Here is a 21687-nt window from a genome sequence, read left to right on the forward strand (position 1 = left end):
ATGTCCGCGTCGAGGCCTCCCAGGTTCATCGGCACCAGTGTCACCGTGATCGCCCCTTCGAGAGGGATACGCCGCGGCGCGAGCAGACGGCCGGTTCCACGGCAGGAGGCAGGAGGCAGGGGCAGGAGACAGGAAAGTCTCCCCGGTCACGCCACCGCCCGGACGAAACTTCCCCGACCCCGGTGCCCCGGTGCCTCGGTGAGTAACTCGGCGGAGACCGACCGCAGTGAGCGCGCACCACGCCGGAACTCCCCGGCCGCGAGACCGGCCGAATTGAGCGCGCACCACGCCGGAACTACCGTCACCCGCATGCCCGAACACGACGACTCCCTGGCAGCCACCCGCGAGGCCTACGACACCGCCGCCCCCACCTATGCCCGACTGTTCCGCGACTCGCTGCACGAAAGCCCCCTGGACCGGGCCATGTTGAGCGTGTTCGCCGAGGCCGTGCGGACGGGCGGCGGAGGCCGTGTCGCGGACCTGGGGTGTGGACCGGGCCACATCACGGCCCATCTGGCGGGCCTCGGCCTTACGGCCTTCGGCGTCGACGCCTCCCCCGCGATGATCGAGCTGGCTCAAGAGGCATACCCGGAGCTCCAGTTCGATACGGGCTCGATGGCCGCCCTCGACATCCCCGACGGCGAACTGGCCGGGGCGCTCTCACGTTGGTCCATCATCCACACCCCGCCAACTCAACTCCCGTCCATCACGGCCGAGTTCGCCCGCGTACTGACGCCCGGCGGCCACCTCCTGATCGGCTTCTGGGCGAGCGACGACGCGACCCACCCGACACAGGGCTTCGACCATGCGGTCGCCCCGGCCCACCGCTGGTGGCCCGACCACCTCTCCGCACTGCTGCGCGCATCGGGCCTGACGGAGGTGGCCCGCATGATCCGCGAACCCCAGCCCACGGACCGCCGCCAGTACAGGGAGGTCCACCTCCTGACCCGGAAGGCTTAGCTCCGCCGCCCATCGGTCCGCGACGGGCGGCCCAGGCCCCATGGAGGGGCGAATTCCGGCCGGGGTGTTTGCGTCACGTCTCGACGGGTCCTGGCCTGCAGGGGCTGCTCGGACGCCTGGCCCGGCGCCAAATGGACTGCCTGCCTCTGTTCTGAACTGGCGCACATGGAACGGTTGTTAGGGGGAAAAGAGGGGCGTTTCTTTCGGATGTCTGTGTGAGCGTGTGTGCCCTCCCGGGGCCAGTGGGGCTGCCGGGGCGAATCTTCCGTAGGGGAAAGCCATGCACACACCCTCGTTCGGCATGCCCAGGGGGCGCGCGAGATCCCGTACCCGCCTCTCGGTGGTCGCGGCGGTAGCCCGCCACGCCCGGCGGGGGAGCCGCCCGCACCGGCGAATCCTGGAACGACTTCGGCCAGCAGACCTCGATCACGGCCGGCTCGACCACCTACGCCGTGGAGAACGCCGACACCGGAAACACCGAACGGATCCGGATCGGCGACACCTGGTTCCACCAGACCCAGACCGGACTCGCCGCGTCCACAACCGGCAGCCAGGACACGGGATTTGTCCGCGAGCCGACGGGAACCCTCAACGAGTGGACACGTTATGGCTGCTGACCGTTGCGGTTGGAAGGACTTCGTGGTCGGAGCCGTCGCGACAGCGGCGGTGGGGGTGGCAGCTGCGGTGGTAGGGGCTGCATGCGGCGCTACGGCGGGGGTCGCATGTGCCGTAGCCGGAGGTGTGCCAGCAGGCCTCTGGGCAGGAGCTGCCGCCGGTGGCCCCGCAGCCGCACTGGGTGTCAGCACAGAAAGCGCCGTCTTCGGTGGTGTGGCCGCCGGGATATTTGGGCCATTCGTACCTGGCTTCAAATAACGCGGAGACGGATCGAAACGAGGAAGCATGAACCGGAAACGAGTGAGCGGACCAGCTCTCTGGGCCGTCTGCGTCATGCTGATCTTCTTCGTCGTGTACTACCTCACCCAGATGTAGCTCAGCAAACACAAGCCCACGCCGTCGAAGCAGTCCCCCAGCCTTTCCGCCATGCCGACACCTACCTCGACCCCACCGGCCTCTACACCATGGGCACCCGCACCTACGACCACAACCTCCAGAGAAAGGTTGGAGCCCCATGGACAACCTGATCTACATTCTGATCGCTGGGGTTGTCGCTCTGATCGGGAGCTACCTGATCGGCGAATGATGGAACAAGGGAAGATGAGCACGTCCGGTATGCGCTGAACGACTCGGCGGTCTCAAGCAGGCACGCGCTTGAGACCGCCGCTCGCGAACTCCGTCGCAGCACGCACGCAGGCTCGACGCCTCGCGGCCTCCCGGATACACGTCACCTCTGGTCGGGATTGACGCCATAACTTTCGGAACCGCATTCATTCCGATACCTATCTGCATCTGCGAACTAAGAGAGGAATCATGCGAAGGATGGCAGTCATTATCGCTCCCTCCACGGACGCCCCGGCGACATTGATCTTGAGCGTGTTTCTCATTTCGCTCGTTGCCATCTGCGCATACTATTTCATCTGGCGCAATAAATAACCACAGTACACCGGCACCGGCGACACCAGCCAAGCCTGCTGGGGATGCCCGAGGTAGCCGCACCACACGAAATTCCGGCCTGTCACACGCTTGCGAGGCGAAATGAAAGAAGCGATGACCATGGCCTACAAGGGTTGGCCGTCCGGGACACCGATCATAGCCCTGCTAGTGGTAATTGCAGTAGTCATAGTGGTGGCAGCCATGATAGGCCGCGCGAGACGCAAATAGCTGCCACAGCCTCCACGGACCTGCGGACCCATATACAACGGCAGGAGGAACAAGATGCTCACCCGGCTGGTGCGGATCGGGATTGCTCTGGGGTGCTTCGGGTTGCTCCTCTTCCTCCTCGACATGGCAATCTCGCGCTGATCATTCTCGGGCCGCCCGCAGCCCGCAGCGGCAGGCGGCCCACTCTTCTCAATCCGACAGCGTGCGGCGACATGATGCGGGTACAGCACGTACATGATGGGACGCGTTGAAGAGTTCGAGGATCGCACCCGTGGCCATCCCGTTGCCAACCTCGCATTGGCCTTTCTGGCGATCTATGTACTGGGGGGCGTGATCATGACCTTGACGGGCGCATCCGCCACGAAGGCGTGGGTGGCACCACTTCCCGTACTTCTCGCCGTCGGCTCCGGGATGGCAGCCGTGCGGTCTCGACGCAGGGGCAGGCCCAACCAGCCACACTGAGAGCCGAGTTGAAGGTCGCACCGAGCTCTCCCGGCGGCCAGGAAAACTCATCGGCGGAGAGCACGGCCACCAGTAGGCGGGAGACCTCTCCATGGCTGGCAGGTGGAAGCCCGGCCCCCGGATGCGTGTCCTCCTGATCGGGTACGTGGTGTTCATGACGTGCCTCGTCGTGGCATCGCTCGCCCTCGGCGAGTGGAGGCCGGGCCTGATGAGCGCCTTGGCGGTCCTACCAGGCTGTGTCGTATGCATCGCCGCCCTGAGGAGACACTAGGCAACAAGGGCGGCACCGGCGCCGCGAGTCAAGGAGGCCCGCTCAAGGAGGCCCGCATTCCGCTGCGGCGCGCCGGCCTTGTCACCGGACCGGACTCGTCGCCTCCACAACTAGCCACCTCGGCAGGGGATTTGTGCGGTGGTCCGCGGGAACTCTCAACTCCGTGGCAAGGAACGGGGAGAGGCACGGCACCGCGCCCGCGCCCGCGCCCCGGAAATGTCCTCGCGCGCGTCCGTTCCACCAGCACCCGTGAGGCAGAAGGTCCGCTTCTTCCTGTGGCACCGCCGACGATAAAGCAGGACTGAGAGCAAGGGGGGAGCATGGCGAAAACCATTGGTCGCGGAGTAGTCCGTCGGCTCTACTTCTACGTCATCCCCATCTACCTGCTCTCGTTCCTGCTCTGGAAACTCGTGTTGCGGAAGGGCTGGTTGGAGTCACTGCTCAGCGTGCCCCTGGCCTTGGCCCTGGGGGCCGTGGCGGGGTCCTTCGCCTACGCCGCGATGGATGTCGCGGCGGATAGGGACGGGCAGAAGGGCGACCACTCCCGGAGACAGGGGGATTCGTGAGGCGACGTTCACATTCTGGTTCCCACGCCGTGTCGTTATGGGCGAGGTCGGTCAACCGATGGGGCTCATGGCTCTGCCTGACGATGCTCTGTCTCAGTGTGGCCCTGCTGGTGCTGCGGGTGGTCGAAAGAGATGGGACGGGGAGAATCACGTTGGCCGCCTTCTCCGTCCTGACGTGGGTTTCGTTGCTGGCCGCCAACGAGCACTCACGGCGCAAGCGGAGGAGCCTCCCCCCGTCCCACCGGCCCTGAGGAGGACCGGCCTCTGCGGAGGGTGGCCCGTTCTCGCCGAGGCCGAGGGAAGAGCGGGGCCGGGAGCGAATCCTCCATCGCCGACGGGGTACGCGGCGGGGTACGCAGCTACCCAGAACGGCTACCCGGAATTGACGTCCTTCCGAGCCGGAGTCCGACGACCGAAAGGCGAAGCACGTGTCCGCATCCCTCGTGGAAACCGTCGATGTCAAAGCCCCCGTCTCCGTCGCCTGGGCCCTCTGGAGCGATGTGAACCGGTGGCCGAAGTTCCTGAGCCACGTACGTCGTGTGGACCGGCTCGACGGGCAGCGTTTCGCCTGGCAGTTGGAGATCCCGGGTGCCGACAAGAACTTCGTGGCGGAACTGACCGAAGTGATCCCGGAGGAGCGGATCGCCTGGCACACCGTGGAGGGCGTCGATCACGCCGGCGTGGTCACCTTCCACCGTCTGAGCGATACGACGAGCCGGGTGACCCTACAGATCGAGTACGACCCGAAGGGGTTCATCGAGCATCTCGGCGCGCTCACCAACCTCGACTCGACGCTCGCCAACTACGACCTCGGCGAATTCCAGAAGCTGGCCGAGAAGACTGCGGCATCCTGATCGTCCTGTCCGTCCTGTCCGTCCTGTTCGCCGGAGGGCGTCCCGGCCGGTCACCCTTGATGAACCGGAGATGACCGCCACACTCCCCTGTTACGGGAGTCCCCTTGTCACAGGGTGGCCGGCCGGTCGTTCCGAACCGAGGCCGACCCCCGGCGGCCCCCGACCGCTCCGATCGCCAACTCCGCGAACACCGTCTTGCCGACCGTCCGCGACTCCGTACCCCAGCGGTCGGCCAGCACCCCGACCAGCAGCAGCCCCCGGCCGAACTGCTCGTCGTCCGCCGCCACGCGCGGGCACGGGTGCGCTTCTCCGCGCGGGTCGCTGACCTCGATCCGGAGGGCAGAGGCGCCCAGCGTGAGGCGCACCCGGAACAGCCGGTCCCGCAGACAGCCGTGCAGTAGGGCGTTGGTGGCCAGCTCACTGACCAACAACGCCGCGTCACCGGCGAGTTCGGGATGCCCCCACGCGGCGACGAGGGCGGCGGCCCTTCTCCGCGCGAGGCTGACGCTGCGGGCGGTGGGGGTGTAGTCGAGACAGTCCGCGTACGCGGACACCTGCTCGCGGTCCTCCATGGACACGCACCTCCTTGTGCGGGTCGGCGCCGACGGTGGCCATGCCGTTCTCCCGTGCGGGGCAGGGGCAGAGCGGTGCACTTCCGTCAACTGGCTTAGCCAGATGGCTTGTTGGTGAGCGACGTTATTGAGCAAGCTGAAACGGATGCAAGTCGTTCGGGGATAATTGTCCCCAACGAGTGAAGGGGAGTCGACTGGTCCACTCCCAGAGGCCAGACTTGCCCCGTGAACGGATCAGCTCAGCAGGGCAATCGGACCTCAACTGTCCTGGGACGCAGACTCGGTGGCGAACTTCTGCGGCTGCGCGACGCGGCGGGCAGGACCCAACAACAGGCCGCCCAGGTCATCAGTGCCACCAACTCGAAGATCGTCAAGATGGAGCGCGGCTGGGTCCCGATGCGCGACCCCGACCTTCGCGCGCTGTGCGAGTTCTATGGACTGGCCGACACCGAGAAAGTCGGCAAACTTCTGGAGCTGGCCAAGCTGGACCGCGAGCGGCGCAAGGCGAAGGGGTGGTGGCAGCACTCGCCGCACGCCGGCGCGCTGGCCGAATACATCGCGATGGAGGACGTCGCGACGAGGGTTCGGGCCTGGCAGCAATGCCTTGTCCCTGGTCTGCTCCAGACTCCCGTTTACACACGTGCACTTGGCGTCAGCGAGGGCACATGGGAGAACCCCGACGACATCGAACGCTGGGTGGCGGTGAAGCAGAAGCGTCAGGAACGCCTGCTGGGCCCTTCTCCACTTCAGCTGTACGCCGTCGTCTGGGAAGCGGCATTGCGCCAGCTCGTCGGAGGTCCAGGAGCCATGCGCAAGCAGTTGGGACATCTCCTTGATGTTGCCCAACTACCCAATGTCAGCCTGCAAGTTCTTCCCTTCCACGCAGGTGCACACCCCTGCATGGCGGGGGCCTTCAACGTCATCTCCTTCGCCGAGGCGGGTGCGGCGGACGTCGTACACATCGACACGATCGGATCTACCGTTTGGGCGGAGAGTGCGGAAGAAGGCACCGCTTACGGCGCCTTCTTCGACCGCACGGCTCGGCTGAGCCTGTCCCAGGTCGACTCTGCCGCCCTCATCGACACCATCCGCAAAGGGTTGTGAATCATGGCCGCGTTCCACTTCGTGAAGTCTAGCTACAGCACCCTGTCGGGCGATTGCGTAGAGGTCGCCCTCAACATCCCCCACACCGTCGCCGTACAGGACTCCAAGACACCCCCGGGGCCGGTCCTGCACCTCACCCCCGCCGCCTGGGCCGCGTTCACCGCCGGGATCGTCCTCGGCGGTCGGCGGCGAGGCTGAGCCGGGGCGAACCCAGGTAAACCGGCCGCACCCATTGACGGGCCGATGACGGGCGTCCTACGTTCCTCCCAACCAACAGGAAACTTTCCTAACAGTGCTGGGGAAGCGGGCGCCCGAAGGGCCCCGGAGAGCCCCGAAGGGCAGGGGGATTCGTCGTGGCCGGTACCACCCCGGGGACTCCGCGCGTACTCCGCGCGATGAACGACCGGGCCGCGCTCGATCTGCTGCTGGCGCACGGGCCCCTCTCGCGGACCCGGATCGGAAAGCTCACCGGGCTCTCCAAGCCGACCGCGTCCCAGCTCCTCGCCCGGCTGGAGGCCGCCGGGCTCGTCGTCGCCACGGGTACCACCGAGGGGCGGCCGGGGCCCAACGCCCAGTTGTACGCGGTCAACGCGACCGCCGCCCACGTCGCGGGAGTCGACGTCACACCCGAGCGGATCCGGGCCGCCGTCGCCGATGTGGCGGGCGGCGTCGTCGGGGAGTTCGAGGTCGCGACCCCGGGGCGGCGGGCCGCGTCCGCGGTGCGGCAGGTCACCGGCGCCCTGGACGGCGCGGCGAAGGCGGCCGGGCTCGTCCGGGGCGATCTGCACCGGGTCGTCATCGGTACCCCGGGCGCCTTCGACCCCGGCACCGGACGGCTGCGCTACGCCTCCCACCTGCCGGGCTGGCACTCCCCCACGCTCCTCGACGAGCTCGCCGCGGCCCTGCCGATGCCGGTCGAGTACGAGAACGACGTCAACCTCGCGGCCATCGCCGAGCAGCGCCTGGGCGCGGCCCGGGACCACGACGACTTCGTCCTGCTCTGGAACGAGGGCGGCCTCGGTGCCGCGCTCGTGATCGGCGGGCGGCTGCACCGCGGCTTCACCGGCGGCGCGGGCGAGGTCGGGTTCCTTCCGGTGCCGGGGGCCCCGCTCGTACGGCATGTCACCAAGGCGAACTCCGGCGGCTTCCAGGAGCTGGCCGGCGGTCAGGCACTGCCCCGGATCGCCCGGGGTCTGGGTGTCACCGACATCCCGGGCGGAACCGTCAATGAGGTGGCCGCCGCCCTGATCGCGCGCTGCGCGCAGGCCGGGGACGGTCCCGAACGCCAACTCCTCCATGCCTTCGCGACCGGGCTCGCGACCGGCCTCGCCTCCCTCGTCGCCGTGCTCGATCCCGAGCTCGTCGTCCTTTCCGGCGGGCTGCTCGCCGCCGGGGGCGAGCCACTGCGCGCACTGGTCGAGACCGAACTGGGCGAGCTGGCGGCCTCCCGTCCCCGGCTCGTCATCGGCGAGGTGACCCAACTACCCGTACTGCGCGGGGCGTTGGAGGCCGCGCTCGCCACCACGCGCGACGAGGTCTTCGACACCTCGCGCTGAACCACCGCCCTTCGCCCCACCCGGCAGCCTCGGCGGCCCGCCCGTCCACCGTGCGGCCCGCCCCACCCGACACCTCGCGCCAACGCCAACCCCTCGCCCCCCGGGAGACACCGCCATGCCCGCATTCCGCCGGAAGTCGGCCGCCGTACTGGCCGCGACCGCCTCCATAGCCCTGTTCGCCTCGGCCTGTACGGGGCAGAGCAACACCAGCGCCAAGGACGACGCGTCCAAGGACACGACGATCACCTTCTGGCACGGCTGGAGCGCGCCCAACGAGGTCAAGGCCATCCAGGCCGAGGTGGACGCCTTCCAGAGCGCGCACCCCAACATCCATGTGAAGGTCGTCGGCAACATCAACGACGACAAGATCAACCAGGCGCTGCGCGCGGGCGGTTCCAACGCCCCGGACGTGGTGTCGTCGTTCACCACGAACAACGTCGGCAAGTTCTGCTCGTCCAACGCCTTCGTCGACCTCGCCCCGTTCCTGAAGAGGGACGGCATCGACCCGGCGAAGACGTTCCCCAGGACCATGAACGAATACACCCAGTTCCAGGGCAAGCGCTGCTCGCTGCCGCTGCTCGGGGACTCCTACGCGCTCTACTACAACAAGGACGCCTTCAAGGCGGCCGGGATCGACGCCCCGCCCACCACCTGGTCGGAGTTCGAGGCGGACGCGAAGGCGCTGACCAAGCCCAAGGGCGACTCCTACGAGCAGCTCGGCTTCATGCCGAACTACCACGCCTACGAGACGACGACCGAGCACTACCTGGCGCAGTGGTCACCGACGTACTTCGACACCGCCGGCAAGTCGAACATCGCCAAGGACCCGGCGTTCGAGAAGGGCCTCGCCTTCCAGAAGCAGCTCGTGGACGGCCTCGGCGGCTTCGCCAAGCTGGAGAAGTACCGCTCGTCCTTCGGTGAGGAGTACGGCGACACCAACCCGTTCAACACCGGCCAGGTCGCGATGGCGATGGACGGCGAGTGGCGGCTCGGCATGGCACTGGACAGCAAGCCCAAGTTCGACATCGGGGTGGCGCCGCTGCCCGTACCCGACGATCAGAGGGCGACGCACGGCAAGGGCTACTTGACCGGCACCATCGCGGGCATCGCCGCGACCTCGAAGAAGCAGAACGCGGCCTGGGAGCTGGTGAAGTTCCTGACCACCGACACGGACGCGGTGGTGAACTTCGCCAACGCGATCCACAACGTGCCCTCCACCTTCGACGCCCTCAAGTCGCCGAAGCTGAAGGCCGATCCGCGCTTCAAGACCTTCCTGGACATCGCGCAGAACCCGAACTCCACCACCTCACCGGCCTCCGTCAACGGCGGCCAGTACCTGGTGTCGTTGCAGAACCTCGGCTACGACATCGAGAGCGGCAAGCAGACCGACATCAAGGCGGGGCTCGCCAGGACCGCCCAGGAGATCGACGCCGCGATCGCGCAGGCGAAGTAGGCCGGCCATGAGCACCACGTACACACTGCGCTCCAAGCACCGCCGCTCGGCGCTGCGGACCCTGGCGTTCCTCTCGCCCTGGCTGATCGGGTTCGGCGTCTTCTTCGCCTATCCGCTGATCTCCACGGTCTACTTCTCCTTCACCCACTACGACGGCTTCGGCGCGGCCACCTTCGACGGCCTCAAGAACTGGTCGTACGTGTTCGGCGACTACCCGCTGTTCTGGCCCGCCCTGCGCAACACGCTGTGGCTGGTGGTCGTGATGGTCGCCTGCCGGGTGGTCTTCGGGCTCGGCGTCGGCATGCTGATCACCAAGATCAAGACGGGTGTCGGCGTCTTCCGCACGCTGTTCTACCTGCCCTACCTCGCCCCGCCGGTCGCGGCCACGCTCGGCTTCGTCTTCCTGCTCAACCCCGGTACCGGGCCGGTCAATTCGCTCCTGGGCGACCTGGGCATCCCGGCCCCGAACTGGTTCACCGACCCGTCCTGGTCCAAGCCCGCGCTCACCCTGCTCGCGGTGTGGGGCGTCGGGGACCTGATGGTCATCTTCATGGCCGTGCTGCTCGACGTGCCCAAGGAGCAGTACGAGGCCGCCGAGCTGGACGGCGCCTCGCCCTGGCAGCGGTTCCGCTACGTCACCCTGCCGAACATCTCGCCCATCGTGATGTTCGCCGTGGTCACCGGCGTCATCCAGGCGATGCAGAGCTACACCCAGCCGCTGGTGGCGGGCAAGGTCGCCTCCGGCATCATCGGCAACTCGGGCCAGCAGTTCGAGCCCGGCTACCCCGACAAGTCGACGCTGACGCTGCCCCAGCTCGTCTACAACCTGGGCTTCCAGCGCTTCGACTACGGCTCGGCGTGCGTGGTCGCCCTGGTCCTGTTCGCCCTCTCCATGGTCTTCACGGCGCTCCTCATGAAGCGCCGCGGCGGACTGATCCAGGCAGGTGAGTGACATGACGTACGCCCTGAAGGCACCGGAGGCGCCCAAGGCACCGAAGCCGCCGGAGGCCGAGGCCGTCAGCCCGGCGGCCAAGGTCGCCCGGCGCAAGGCCCTGCTGCAATGGATCGCGGTGCACTCGCTCGGCGTCGCGGCCGCGCTGTTCTTCGTGCTGCCCTTCGTCTTCCTGCTGCTGACCTCGCTGATGGACGACCAGCAGACCCTGACCCGGGACCTGGTCCCGCACCACTGGGCCTGGTCCAACTACCGCAAGGTGTTCGACACCCCGGGCTTCCTGACCTGGTGGAAGAACACCCTGCTCTACGCCGGACTCGGCACCGTGCTCAGCGTGGTGTCGTCGGTGCCGGTGGCCTACGCGCTCGCCAAGTTCCGCTTCCGCGGCCGCAATCTGTCGCTGATGCTGGTCATCTCGATGATGATGCTGCCGCCACAGGTGATCATCATCCCGATGTACCTGTTCTGGGCGAAGCAGCTGGACATGGCCGGCACGCTGTGGCCGCTGATCATCCCGCTGGCGTTCGGTGACGCGTTCACCATCTTCCTGCTGCGGCAGTTCCTGATGACCATCCCCAACGAGTACCTGGACGCGGCGAAGGTCGACGGGTGCGGGGAGTTCCGCACGCTGATCAAGGTGGTGCTGCCGATGGCCCGGCCGGGCATCGCCGCCGTCGCGCTCTTCCAGTTCTTCTACGCCTGGAACGACTACTTCGGACCGCAGATCTACGCGTCCGACACGCCGGCGTCCTGGACGCTGAGCTACGGCCTGGAGTCCTTCAAGGGCGCGCACCATACCGACTGGAACCTGACCATGGCCGCGACCGTTCTGGTCATGGCCCCCGTGATCCTCGTCTTCTTCTTCGCGCAGAAGGCTTTCGTCGAGGGCGTCACACTGACCGGAGTGAAGGGCTGACACGCATGCTGCAATCCCCCGGGGAACAACCCCCGAACCCCCGGCCGAAGAAACTCGCAGTAGTGGGGGGCGGGTCCACCTACACCCCCGAACTCATCGACGGCTTCGCCCGGTTGCGGGACACGCTGCCCATCGGCGAGCTCGTCCTCATCGACCCGGCCGCCGACCGCCTGGAGCTGGTGGGCGGGCTCGCCCGGCGCATCTTCGCCAAGCAGGGCCACCCGGGGAGGATCGTCACCACCTCCGACCTGGACGCGGGCGTCGAGGGCGCGGACGCCGTGCTGCTCCAGCTGCGCGTCGGCGGCCAGGCGGCCCGCCAGCAGGACGAGACCTGGCCGCTGGAGTGCGGCTGCGTGGGCCAGGAGACCACGGGCGCGGGCGGCCTCGCCAAGGCGCTGCGGACCGTGCCGGTGGTGCTCGACATCGCCGAGCGCGTACGCCGCGGCAACCCGGACGCCTGGATCATCGACTTCACCAACCCGGTGGGCATCGTGACCCGCGCCCTGCTCCAGGCCGGGCACAAGGCGGTCGGCCTGTGCAACGTGGCCATCGGGCTCCAGCGCAAGTTCGCCGCGCTTCTCCAAGTGACGCCCGGTGAGGTCCACTTGGACCACGTCGGCCTCAACCACCTCACCTGGGAGCTCGGGGTGCGGCTGGGCGGGCCCGAGGGCGAGAACGTCCTGCCGAAGCTGCTCGCCGAGCACGGCGACACCATCGCCGACGACCTGCGCCTGCCCCGGCAGGTCCTCGACCGGCTCGGCGTCGTGCCCTCGTACTACCTGCGGTACTTCTACGCGCACGACGAGGTGGTGCGCGAGCTCGGCACCAAGCCGTCGCGGGCCGCCGAAGTGGCCGCGATGGAGCGGGAGTTGCTGGCCCTGTACGGCGATCCGACGCTCGACGAGAAGCCCGGGCTGCTCGCCAAGCGCGGCGGCGCCTTCTACTCGGAGGCGGCCGTCGACCTCGCGGCCTCGCTGCTCGGCAACGGGGGCAGCCCCGTGCAGGTCGTCAACACGTACAACAACGGCACGCTGCCCTTCCTCGCGGACGACGCCGTCATCGAGGTGCCGGCCCGGGTGGACGGGGCCGGCGCGGTCCCGCTCGCGGTGCCCGAACTCGACCCGCTGTACGCGGGGTTGATCGCCCACGTCACCGCGTACGAGGACCTCGCCCTCGAAGCGGCGCTGCGGGGCGGGCGCGACCGGGTGTTCCGGGCACTGCTCGCGCACCCGCTGGTCGGGCAGTACGACTACGCCGACGGGCTCACCGACCGGCTGATCGCGCACAACCGGGAGCACCTTTCGTGGGCCTGAGTGTGCTGGCGATCGACGCCGGCAACAGCAAGACCGACGTGGCCCTGATCGACGGGGACGGCACGGTCCTCGGCGCGGCCCGGGGCGGCGGCTTCCGGCCCCCGGCGGTGGGCGTCGAGGCGGCTCTGCGCGTGCTGGCCGCCACGGTGGAAGAGGCCCGCCTCGCCTCCCGCGTCCCCGGGCCGCTACGGGTCGCGCACGTCTCGGCATGTCTGGCCAACGCCGATCTTCCGGTGGAGGAGCGGGAGTTGGCGGCCGCCCTTGAGGCGCGCGGCTGGGGGGATTCGGTGCGGGTGTACAACGACACCTTCGCGATACTGCGCGCCGGGCTGCCCAGCGGCGCCGAACCGCGCGGGGTCGCGGTGGTGTGCGGCGCGGGCATCAACTGCGTCGGCATGACCCCGGACGGACGGACCGCCCGCTTCCCCGCGATCGGGAAGATCTCCGGGGACTGGGGCGGGGGCGGCGGCCTCGCCGAGGAGGCGCTGTTCTTCGCGGCGCGCGCCGAGGACGGCCGGGGCGCCCCGACCGCGCTCACGGCCGCGCTGCCCGCCCACTTCGGGCTCGCCTCGATGTACGAGCTGATCGAGGCGCTGCACCTGGGCAGGCTGCCGTTCGCGCGCCGCCACGAGCTGAGCCCGGTGCTGTTCGAGGTCGCGGCGGCCGGGGACGCGGTGGCGCGCTCCCTGGTCGACCGGCAGGCCGAGGAGATCGTGGCACTCGCGACGGTCGCCCTGGACCGGCTCGACCTGCTCGACGTCCCGACGCCGGTCCTGCTGGGAGGCAGCGTACTCGCCGCCCGGCATCCCCAACTCGACGACGGAGTAAGGGAGTTGCTCGGGATCCGGGCGCCCAAGGCGGAGCCGCTCGTGGTGACCGCCTCGCCGGTGCTCGGCGCGGGGCTGCTCGGCCTCGACCACCTGTCGGCGCCCGCCGGCGCCTACGCACGGCTGCGGGCCCGGTACGCGTAGCGGGAATACCGGCCGGGCCCCCGGGGAACCGATGGGATCGCCCTTGCGTATACATGGTGGGGAGGAAGGACGGGGCGAGGGGGCCCGCCGGGCACCCCGAGGGGCGCGTGCGGCAGGTAACAAGATCCAGACAACCCTGGATGCTTGTCGGTCCCTGCGGCCATACTGCCTAGGCAGCGACCGAGGGGGAGGTCAGGTGGCGAATCCGCCGAACGTGCGCGAACCGGGGACGCGGGAGTCCGCGACCCGGTCCGCGGGACAGCCACGGCCCGGCACGCACCGGGCCTGGGCCGAGACGCGGGAGCGGCTGCGGGCCGCCGCGACGACCGAGCCCGGCCGCCTGTGGATCATGGGTGCGGTGGTGGCGGTGCTCGTCGTGGCCTTCGGCGGGATCACCGCCTGGGAGGTCTCGGACCGCTCGGCCGCGGCGGGCGACGTGGTGAGCCGCAGCCAGCCGCTGAGCGCGGACGCGGCCTCCATCTACCGCTCCCTGGCCGACGCCGACACGGCCGCCGCGAGCGGATTCCTGGCGGGCGGCCAGGAGCCGCTGGACGTGCGCAAGCGGTACGACACGGACATCGCGACCGCCTCCCGTCTGCTGGTGAAGGCGGCCGCGAACACCTCGGGGTCCGCCGAGTCGGCCCAGCAGATAGCCACCCTGAACGAACAACTGCCGCTCTACAACGGCCTGGTCGAGCAGGCGCGCGCCAACAACCGGCAGGGCTTCCCGGTCGGCGGCGCCTATCTGCGCTTCGCCAACCAGAAGATGAGCACCAGCCTGCTGCCCGCGGCCCAGAAGTTGTACGAGGCCGAGACGGGCCGCCTCTACGACGACTACGACCAGGCGGACACCTGGCCGTACGCGGCGATCGCGCTCGGCGTGGTGGCCCTGGCCGGACTCGTGGCGGTCCAGCGGCGCAACTACCTGCGCACCAACCGGGTGTTCAACCACGGCCTGCTCGCCGCGACCGCGGCCGCCACGGTGGTGCTGCTGTGGCTGGTGGTGGGGCACGCGGTGGCCTCCTCGGACCTGTCGACCTCGCGGGCCCACGGCCAGGAGTCCCTGAAGGTCCTCAACGACGCCCGGATCAGCTCGCTCCAGGCCCGCGCCAACGAGAACCTGACGCTGGTGGCCAGGGGCGCTGTGCTCACGCCGGACGGCAAGGACCTGTACGAGGCGGAGTTCACCAAGGAGATGGCGTCCTTGAACGACAAGCTGGACGCCGCCAGGGGCCTCGCCGACGACACGGCGGGCAAGACCCCCGTCGTGAAGGCCGTCAGCGACATGAACGAGTGGCGAAAGCGCCACACGGCGGCCCGCACGACGGACGACAGCGGCGACTACGACGGCGCGCTGACCCAGGTCATCGGCGCGAAGGGCTCCACCGGCGAGTGCTTCGACCAGGTGGACCGGGAACTCGACTCGGCGATCGCCCACGAGCAGGCCCAGTTCACCGCGGCCGCCTCCGACGGACACGGCGCCCTGACGGGCCTCCCGCTGGGAGCGGCGCTCCTCGCGGTGCTCGCGGCGGCCGGAGCCGGCGTCGGCATCAGCCGCAGGCTCGCGGAGTACAGGTGAGCGGCATGGACAGCGGCGACGGACGCGCGAGCGGCGCATCGGCGAGAGGGGTCGCGATGAGCGGCGCGAACGGCTCGACGGACCCGGAAGTTCCGGCCGCCCCCGGCACGGGCCGGGCCCCGCGCAGCGCGCGGCGCGGGCTCGGGCGGCTGCGCGGCTGGGGCGGGGTGGCCGGGATGGCCCTCGCCCTGGCGGTCGCGGCCGGCGCGCTCGTCCCGCTCGCCCGGCACGGCGACGCGGCGGACGCGGCCACCGTCGCGGGCCCCGGGGTGGCACGGGCCGAGCAGGCCAAGGCCGACGACTGCAAGGACCCGGAGGCGAGTCTGTCGCCGTCGTCGGCGGACGGACCGAACATCGACGCCATCAAGCGGCGCGGCAAGCTGATCGCGGGCGTCGACCAGAACAGCTTCCGCTGGGGCTACCGCAACCCGGCGACCCGCACCCTCGAAGGCTTCGACATCGACCTGGTGAAGGCGATAGCGAAGAACATCCTGGGCGACGAGAACGCGGTCATCTACCGGGCCATCCCCACCAGTCAGCGCATCCCCGCGCTCCAGAACGGCACGGTCGACGTGGTGGTGCGCACGATGACCGTCAACTGCGGCCGCATCAAGCAGGCCTCGTTCTCCACCGCCTACTTCGAGGCGGGCCAGCAGGTGCTCGCCCCCAAGACCTCCGCCATCACCGGCTTCGACGACTCCCTCAAGGGCAAGCGGGTCTGTGTGGCGGCGGGCTCCACCGCCTTCGACGCCCTCAAGGCCAACGCCCACGGCGCCGACTACCAGGACTTCACGGTCCCCAACCAGCTCGACTGCCTGGTCCGCCTCCAGCAGAACCTGGTGGACGCGATCGTCACCGACAACGCGCTCGCCGCGGGCCAGGCCGCCCAGGACCCCGCGGTGCAGCTCAAGGGCAGCCCGTTCACCACCGAGTACTACGGCGTCGCCGTCAAGCTCGGCAACAGCGACCTGGTGCAGCGGATCAACCAGGTCCTGGTGGACTACCGCAACGGCGGCACCAACAGCCCCTGGATGACGGCGTACCGCAAGTGGCTCGCCGCCGACCTGCCCGGCATATCGAGCCCGCCCGCCCCCAAGTACCGGACGGGATGAGCCGGTTGACGGCCCGGACCTACCAACGAGCGGAGAGGTGATCGATGGGCGCGGGATCCTCCCCCAGCTCCACCGGGGGACCCCCGGAGCCGGTCATGGACCGGGACGAGGTCGACCGTGCCCTGGCACGCCTCGGCGCCGAGCACGAGGCCGTGGAGACCTCGCTGCTCGCCCTCCAGGACCATGCCGGGCGCAGACTCCTGGAAGGCGCCGACCTGACCGGCGTCACCAAGGAGCGCTGGGCGGCCACCGAGCAGTCGATCACCCTGCTCTGGGGGTACTTCGACGCGTACTCGGCGGCCCTCGAAGCCACCCGTGAGCTGCGTTCGCGGCGGCGCTGGCCCGGCCGCGAGGATCTGGTGGAGCTGACCGACCGGCTGCGCGGCGAGTCCGTGACGCTCTCGGGCGCCGCCCTGCACGGCGCCCCCACCCTGGCCGGCGGCCCGGCGAAGCTCACCGAGCGGTTCACGCTCGCCGAGCTGGTCAACCGGATGAACGAGCTGTACGCGCGCTCGCTCGACCTGGTGGTCGCCGCCGACACGGTGTGGTCGGCGCTGCCCGCGCGGATAGACCTGCTGGCCGCCGAGCTGCACCGCACCCGGGGCCTCGCGCACTCGGTGGGCGTACGGCCCGGCGAGCACCCCTCGGGCGACGACCTGGAGTCGATCACGGCCGAGCTGACCGAGCTGCGCGCCCAGGTGATCTCCGACCCGCTCGCGTTCTGGGTGCCCGCGCCGGGCAGTTCCGCGCCGGGCGGCGGCCGCCCCGACACCGGTCGCTACGACCGGGCGGCCCGCGCCCTGGAGGACGTACGCCGGGAGATCGAGGCTGTTCTGACGGTGCGTCAGGATGCCGAGCAGCGGCTGGCGCGGCTGCGCGACGTCCTGTCGCGGGCGGACCGCACCCTGGCCGAGGCCCGCTCGGCGCGCGGCGAGGTCCTCGCGAAGATCGCGGCCAGTGAGGTGCCCGCCGTGAGCGGCCCCTCCATCGCGCTCCAGGAGCAGCTGGCCGCCGCCGCCGAGTACCGCAGACACTCCCAGTGGCACCGCCTCTCGCCGCTCCTGGAATCCCTGGAACGGGAGGCCGAGGACGAACTGCTGCGCGCCCGCGAGTCGTTGACCGCGGTCACCGCGCCGCTCGCGGTCCGCGCGGAGCTGCGCGGGCGGCTGGACGCGTACAAGGCGAAGGTCGCCCGGCACGGCATGGCCGAGGACCCGTTCCTGATCGAGCGGTACGACGCGGCGCGCCGGATGCTGTGGTCGGCGCCCTGCGATCTGCGCGTCGCCGAAGAGGCGGTGCTGCGCTACCAGCGGGCGGCCGCGGACGTCCTGGTCCCGAGAAGTCCCGGGCCCGTGGACCAGAGGGGGGAATCATGAGCGAGAACACCCAGTGCCAGCGCCCCGGTTGCGCGGGCTCGTACGAGGACATGGGCGGCGGCGAGCTGTACTGCGACACCTGCGGGCTCGCCCCGGTCGTGTCCCCGACGGGCATGGTGTCCTCACCGCCGACCGGGATCACCGGCGGCGGCCACCGATCGGCCTCGCAGTCCTCGCGCTCCTCCGCGCGCGCTTCGACCCGCTCCTCGCGGTCCTCCACCTCGCGGCGCTCGGTCTCCGGGCGGCTGTCCACGCTGAGCGGCACGACCACCTCGCGGTCGGTGTCGGTGCGCAGCTCGGGCGCCTCGGCCGGCTCGTCCGCGCGCAGCCGGCTGGGCGCCGGTCTGGTGTCGGTGCCGCAGGTGCCGCGGCCCGATCCGCGCTCGGCGGTGATGGAGCGCCCGGAGGTCCCCGAGCGCAAGCGGTTCTGTTCGCGCTCGGACTGCGGGGCCCAGGTGGGCCGCTCGCGCGGGGAGCGCCCCGGGCGCACCGAGGGCTTCTGCACCAAGTGCGGCCACCCGTACTCGTTCGTGCCGAAGCTGCACACCGGCGACGTCGTGCACGGCCAGTACGAGGTGGTGGGCTGTCTGGCGCACGGCGGGCTCGGCTGGGTCTACCTCGCCGTGGACCGGGCGGTCTCGGACCGCTGGGTGGTGCTCAAGGGCCTGCTCGACACCGGCGACCAGGACGCGATGGCGGCGGCGATCTCCGAGCGGCGCTTCCTCGCCGAGATCGAGCACTCCAACATCGTGCGGATCTACAACTTCGTGGAGCACCTCGACCAGCGCACCGGCTCGCTCGACGGCTACATCGTCATGGAGTACGTCGGCGGCAAGTCGCTCAAGGAGATCGCCAACGAGCGCCGCACGCCGACGGGCAAGCGCGATCCGCTGCCGGTGGAGCAGGCCTGCGCGTACGGCATCGAGGCCCTGGAGGCGCTCGGCCATCTGCACAGCCGCAACCTGCTGTACTGCGACTTCAAGGTGGACAACGCGATCCAGACCGAGGACCAGCTGAAGCTGATCGACATGGGCGCGGTGCGCCGCATGGACGACGACGAGTCGGCGATCTACGGCACGGTCGGCTATCAGGCCCCCGAGGTCGCCGAGGTCGGCCCCTCGGTCGCCTCCGACCTGTACACGGTGGCGCGCACGCTCGCGGTGCTGACCTTCGACTTCCAGGGCTACACCAACGTCTACGCGGACAGCCTGCCCGACCCCGAGCACATCGACGTGTTCGGGCAGTACGAGTCGTTCTACCGGTTCCTGGTGCGGGCCACCGACCCCGATCCGGTCCGCCGGTTCGCCTCCGCGCAGGAGATGGCGGAGCAGCTGACGGGTGTCCTGCGGGAGGTGGTGGCGCTCCAGACGGGCCGCCCCAGGCCCGCCCTGTCCACCCTGTTCGGCGCCGAACTGCGCGTCACCGACACGAAGTTGTTCGCCCCGCAGAGCGGGGACGTCTCGCGCCTGGGGGCCCGGGTGGCGCCGGTGGGCCGACGCGCGCGCAAGGCCCTCGCGTCCGCGTCGGTCCCGGCCGCGGCCCTCGCCTCGGTCCCGGCGGGCGCCCCTCCGCTGCCCGCCCTCGCCCCGCACACTCCGGGCCTGCCCCAGCCGATGGCGCGGGGCGCCGTCCCGGTGCCCCGCGCCGAGGGCACGAGCGGCGGTCAGCCCGGCGGCCCCGCGCTCGTGCCGCTCGACCCGCGCGGCACCTCGCTCGCGCTGCCCGTGCCGCTCGTGGACCCGAGCGACCCCAACGCGGGGTTCCTCGCGGGCCTGATCGCGGCCGCGCCCGCCGAGCTGATCACCGCCCTGCACTCGGCCCCGGCCAACTCCATCGAGCGCAGACTGCGCGAGCTGCGGGCCCGGCTCGACATGAACGAGCGGGTCTCCGCCGACAAGGCCCTGGCCTCCCTGGAGACCGACTTCCCGGACGACTGGCGGGTGGTCTGGTACCGGGGTCTCGCCTCGCTGGCCGCGGGGGACAACGAGAACGCGGCGCTGTCCTTCGACGCGATCTACGACGCGTTCCCGGGCGAGCCCGCGCCCAAGCTCGCCCTCGGCGTGTGCGCGGAGGTGCTCGGCCAGCTCGACAACGCGGCCGAGTACTACCGCCTGGTCTGGACGACCGACCCCGGCTATGTGAGCGCCGCGTTCGGGCTTGCCCGGGTACAGCTCGCGGCCGGGGACCGCACCGGCGCGGTGCGCACCCTGGAGTCGGTGCCCGAGGCCTCCATCCACTACACGGCGGCCCGGGTCGCGGCGGTGCGGGCGCGCCTGCGCAGCCGGTCGCCGCACGACCCGCTGCTCGACGACCTGTTGGCGGCCTCGGCGCAGGTCGAGGCGCTCGACGCGTTCGGTCTCGACCCCGTACGACGTGAACAGCTGGCGACCGAGGTCCTGGGCACCGCCCTGGACTGGGTACTGTCGGGGAGCACCGGTGCCGGGCAGAGCAGAACCGTTCTCCTCGGCAGCGACGTGGAAGAGCGGGGCCTGCGCTTCGGTCTGGAACGTTCGTACCGGGTGCTCGCCCGGCTCGCACAGCGTGGCGAGGAAAGGATCGACCTGGTGGAACGGGCCAACCGATTCCGCCCCCGGACCTGGGTGTGACGATGTCGCAGACGCATCAGCTCGCCGCCTGCCCCGGCTGCGAAGAGCCGCTGGAGACGGGCGACCTGTTCTGCGGGGCCTGCGGGTACGACCTGTCGGCCGTGCCCGAGCCGCCGCTGGACCATCCGACCATCGAGATGACGTCCCCGGTGGCAGCGGCCCCGCAGCAGCAGCCCCAACTCCGCTACCCGGTACGGACGGACGAGCCGCACGCCGCACCGGACGGGACCGGGGGCGCCGCCGAGTACCCGCTGCCCGCGCCCGACCCGCGCGCCGGCGAGCCCGACCCGGACACCCATGTGGCCCGGCCCCCCGCGCCCGGCGCCCAGGTGTGCGTGGCCTGCCGGGCCGGCCGGGTGGACGACGACGGGTACTGCGAGAACTGCGGGCACGCGCAGCCGCGCGAGCGCGACCACATGGAGCAGGAGCTCGGCGGTGTGTCCGCGGTCACTGACCGGGGGCTGCGCCACCACCGCAACGAGGACTCCTTCGCGCTGTCCTCGACCGCGCTGCCCGACGGCTCGCCCGCCGTCGTGGCCGTGGTGTGCGACGGGGTGTCGTCGGCGACCCGTCCCGACGAGGCGTCCGAGGCGGCGGCCGCCGCCGCCAATGAGGCGCTGCTCGTCTCGCTGCCCCAGGGCACCCATCCCCAGCAGGCGATGCACGACGCGATCCTCGTGGCCGCCGAGGCCGTCAACTCCCTTGCGCAGCAGCCCGGCCAGGCCCTCGCGCACGATCAGCACCGGCACCAGAACGCCCCGGCCTGCACGCTGGTGGGGGCCATCTCCGCGGGCGGTCTGCTCGTGGTGGGCTGGGTCGGCGACAGCCGTGCGTACTGGGTGCCCGACGACCGCACGACCGCGCCGGCCCGGCTCACCGAGGACGACTCGTGGGCCGCGCAGATGGTGGCGGCCGGCCTGATGAGCGAGGCCGACGCCTACGCGGACGAGCGGGCCCACGCCATCACCGGCTGGCTGGGCGCGGACGCCTACGAACTCGACCCGCACACCGCCTCGTTCAAGCCGGACCGCTCCGGCGTGGTGGTGGTCTGCACGGACGGCCTGTGGAACTACGCGGAGGGCGCCGAGGAACTGGCCCGGGTCATCCCGCCGGACGCCGCCGAACGGCCGCTGCACAGCGCCCAGGTGCTCGTCGGACACGCCCTGGACGGCGGGGGCCACGACAACGTAACAGTGGCCGTACTGCCGTTCGCGGTGGCGGAGCAAGGGGCAGGATCCGCCTACAACTAGGCCCGCTTCCCCCTTTGCGCCCCTTGCGCGGCGCT

The 21687-nt window shown here is 70.3% G+C and carries 18 protein-coding genes; 17 read left to right on the top strand and 1 reads right to left on the bottom strand.

Translation table 11 applies throughout. The features are described 5' to 3' along the window. The first annotated feature begins 309 nt into the window (after positions 1-309). From ACFYNP_RS09390 to ACFYNP_RS09405, 4 genes are all read left to right on the top strand, one after another. On the top strand, positions 310-960 hold the full coding sequence (locus tag ACFYNP_RS09390) for a class I SAM-dependent methyltransferase (protein WP_388784041.1): 651 nt from the start codon (positions 310-312) through the stop codon (positions 958-960). 452 nt (positions 961-1412) lie between these two features. Further along, positions 1413-1577, top strand: a complete 165-nt coding sequence (locus ACFYNP_RS09395; protein WP_388784044.1) for a hypothetical protein — start codon at positions 1413-1415, stop codon at positions 1575-1577. A 2215-nt stretch (positions 1578-3792) separates the two neighbouring features. Beyond that, positions 3793-4038: a hypothetical protein gene (locus ACFYNP_RS09400; RefSeq protein ID WP_388407287.1), complete on the top strand. Its 246-nt coding sequence runs from the start codon at positions 3793-3795 to the stop codon at positions 4036-4038. A 428-nt stretch (positions 4039-4466) separates the two neighbouring features. Then, positions 4467-4892, top strand: a complete 426-nt coding sequence (locus ACFYNP_RS09405) for an SRPBCC family protein (protein ID WP_388784046.1) — start codon at positions 4467-4469, stop codon at positions 4890-4892. Positions 4893-4999: 107 nt separating this feature from the next. On the opposite strand, the gene ACFYNP_RS09410 is transcribed toward ACFYNP_RS09405, so the two are convergent. Beyond that, the gene (locus ACFYNP_RS09410) at positions 5000-5464 is read right to left on the bottom strand and encodes an ATP-binding protein (RefSeq protein WP_388784049.1); all 465 of its coding nucleotides are present in this window, start codon (positions 5462-5464) and stop codon (positions 5000-5002) included. A gap of 225 nt (positions 5465-5689) precedes the next feature. Between ACFYNP_RS09410 and ACFYNP_RS09415 the strand changes: the two genes are divergently transcribed. The 13 genes from ACFYNP_RS09415 to ACFYNP_RS09475 all read left to right on the top strand — a co-directional run bounded on the left by ACFYNP_RS09415 (position 5690) and on the right by ACFYNP_RS09475 (position 21652). Then, the gene (locus ACFYNP_RS09415; protein WP_388784052.1) at positions 5690-6568 is read left to right on the top strand and encodes a helix-turn-helix domain-containing protein; all 879 of its coding nucleotides are present in this window, start codon (positions 5690-5692) and stop codon (positions 6566-6568) included. Positions 6569-6571: 3 nt separating this feature from the next. Next, entirely contained in the window at positions 6572-6766 is a 195-nt protein-coding gene (locus tag ACFYNP_RS09420; RefSeq protein WP_388784055.1) for a DUF397 domain-containing protein, read from the top strand. Between the two features lie 155 nt (positions 6767-6921). Next, positions 6922-8124, top strand: coding sequence for an ROK family protein (locus tag ACFYNP_RS09425; RefSeq protein ID WP_388784058.1), 1203 nt, complete (start codon positions 6922-6924; stop codon positions 8122-8124). Between the two features lie 115 nt (positions 8125-8239). Next, positions 8240-9577, top strand: coding sequence for an ABC transporter substrate-binding protein (locus ACFYNP_RS09430; RefSeq protein ID WP_388784061.1), 1338 nt, complete (start codon positions 8240-8242; stop codon positions 9575-9577). 7 nt (positions 9578-9584) lie between these two features. After that, the gene (locus ACFYNP_RS09435) at positions 9585-10529 is read left to right on the top strand and encodes a carbohydrate ABC transporter permease (protein WP_388784064.1); all 945 of its coding nucleotides are present in this window, start codon (positions 9585-9587) and stop codon (positions 10527-10529) included. Between the two features lies 1 nt (position 10530). Beyond that, on the top strand, positions 10531-11445 hold the full coding sequence (locus ACFYNP_RS09440) for a carbohydrate ABC transporter permease (RefSeq protein WP_388407268.1): 915 nt from the start codon (positions 10531-10533) through the stop codon (positions 11443-11445). A gap of 5 nt (positions 11446-11450) precedes the next feature. After that, on the top strand, positions 11451-12758 hold the full coding sequence (locus tag ACFYNP_RS09445) for a 6-phospho-beta-glucosidase (RefSeq protein WP_388784067.1): 1308 nt from the start codon (positions 11451-11453) through the stop codon (positions 12756-12758). After that, positions 12749-13729, top strand: coding sequence for an N-acetylglucosamine kinase (locus ACFYNP_RS09450; RefSeq protein WP_388784069.1), 981 nt, complete (start codon positions 12749-12751; stop codon positions 13727-13729). The genes ACFYNP_RS09445 and ACFYNP_RS09450 overlap by 10 nt, the downstream gene beginning before the upstream one ends. Positions 13730-13925: 196 nt before the next feature. After that, on the top strand, positions 13926-15308 hold the full coding sequence (locus ACFYNP_RS09455) for a hypothetical protein (protein WP_388784072.1): 1383 nt from the start codon (positions 13926-13928) through the stop codon (positions 15306-15308). Between the two features lie 56 nt (positions 15309-15364). Beyond that, positions 15365-16420, top strand: coding sequence for a glutamate ABC transporter substrate-binding protein (locus tag ACFYNP_RS09460; RefSeq protein ID WP_388784075.1), 1056 nt, complete (start codon positions 15365-15367; stop codon positions 16418-16420). Between the two features lie 95 nt (positions 16421-16515). After that, positions 16516-17796 carry a hypothetical protein gene (locus tag ACFYNP_RS09465; RefSeq protein ID WP_388784078.1) on the top strand — a complete coding sequence of 427 codons (1281 nt, stop codon included), beginning with the start codon at positions 16516-16518 and terminating at the stop codon, positions 17794-17796. Beyond that, a complete protein-coding gene (locus ACFYNP_RS09470; RefSeq protein WP_388784081.1) occupies positions 17793-20402 on the top strand; it encodes a tetratricopeptide repeat protein in 2610 nt (869 codons plus the stop codon). Before ACFYNP_RS09465 ends, ACFYNP_RS09470 begins: the two co-directional genes overlap by 4 nt. Then, a complete protein-coding gene (locus ACFYNP_RS09475) occupies positions 20399-21652 on the top strand; it encodes a PP2C family protein-serine/threonine phosphatase (RefSeq protein ID WP_388784084.1) in 1254 nt (417 codons plus the stop codon). The genes ACFYNP_RS09470 and ACFYNP_RS09475 overlap by 4 nt, the downstream gene beginning before the upstream one ends. The last annotated feature ends 35 nt before the right edge of the window (positions 21653-21687 follow it).

The sequence above is a fragment of the Streptomyces sp. NPDC006691 genome (assembly GCF_042869955.1).
Classification (GTDB): domain Bacteria; phylum Actinomycetota; class Actinomycetes; order Streptomycetales; family Streptomycetaceae; genus Streptomyces.

Excerpts from the sequence above, each read along its gene's own strand:
- ACFYNP_RS09445 (WP_388784067.1), top strand. The coding sequence starts at position 11,451 with ATGCTGCAATCCCCCGGGGAACAACCCCCGAACCCCCGGCCGAAGAAA.
- ACFYNP_RS09435 (WP_388784064.1), top strand. The coding sequence starts at position 9,585 with ATGAGCACCACGTACACACTGCGCTCCAAGCACCGCCGCTCGGCGCTG.
- ACFYNP_RS09430 (WP_388784061.1), top strand. The coding sequence starts at position 8,240 with ATGCCCGCATTCCGCCGGAAGTCGGCCGCCGTACTGGCCGCGACCGCC.
- ACFYNP_RS09400 (WP_388407287.1), top strand. The coding sequence starts at position 3,793 with ATGGCGAAAACCATTGGTCGCGGAGTAGTCCGTCGGCTCTACTTCTAC.
- ACFYNP_RS09390 (WP_388784041.1), top strand. The coding sequence starts at position 310 with ATGCCCGAACACGACGACTCCCTGGCAGCCACCCGCGAGGCCTACGAC.
- ACFYNP_RS09410 (WP_388784049.1), bottom strand. The coding sequence starts at position 5,464 with ATGGAGGACCGCGAGCAGGTGTCCGCGTACGCGGACTGTCTCGACTAC.
- ACFYNP_RS09420 (WP_388784055.1), top strand. The coding sequence starts at position 6,572 with ATGGCCGCGTTCCACTTCGTGAAGTCTAGCTACAGCACCCTGTCGGGC.
- ACFYNP_RS09470 (WP_388784081.1), top strand. The coding sequence starts at position 17,793 with ATGAGCGAGAACACCCAGTGCCAGCGCCCCGGTTGCGCGGGCTCGTAC.
- ACFYNP_RS09440 (WP_388407268.1), top strand. The coding sequence starts at position 10,531 with ATGACGTACGCCCTGAAGGCACCGGAGGCGCCCAAGGCACCGAAGCCG.
- ACFYNP_RS09460 (WP_388784075.1), top strand. The coding sequence starts at position 15,365 with ATGAGCGGCGCGAACGGCTCGACGGACCCGGAAGTTCCGGCCGCCCCC.
- ACFYNP_RS09465 (WP_388784078.1), top strand. The coding sequence starts at position 16,516 with ATGGACCGGGACGAGGTCGACCGTGCCCTGGCACGCCTCGGCGCCGAG.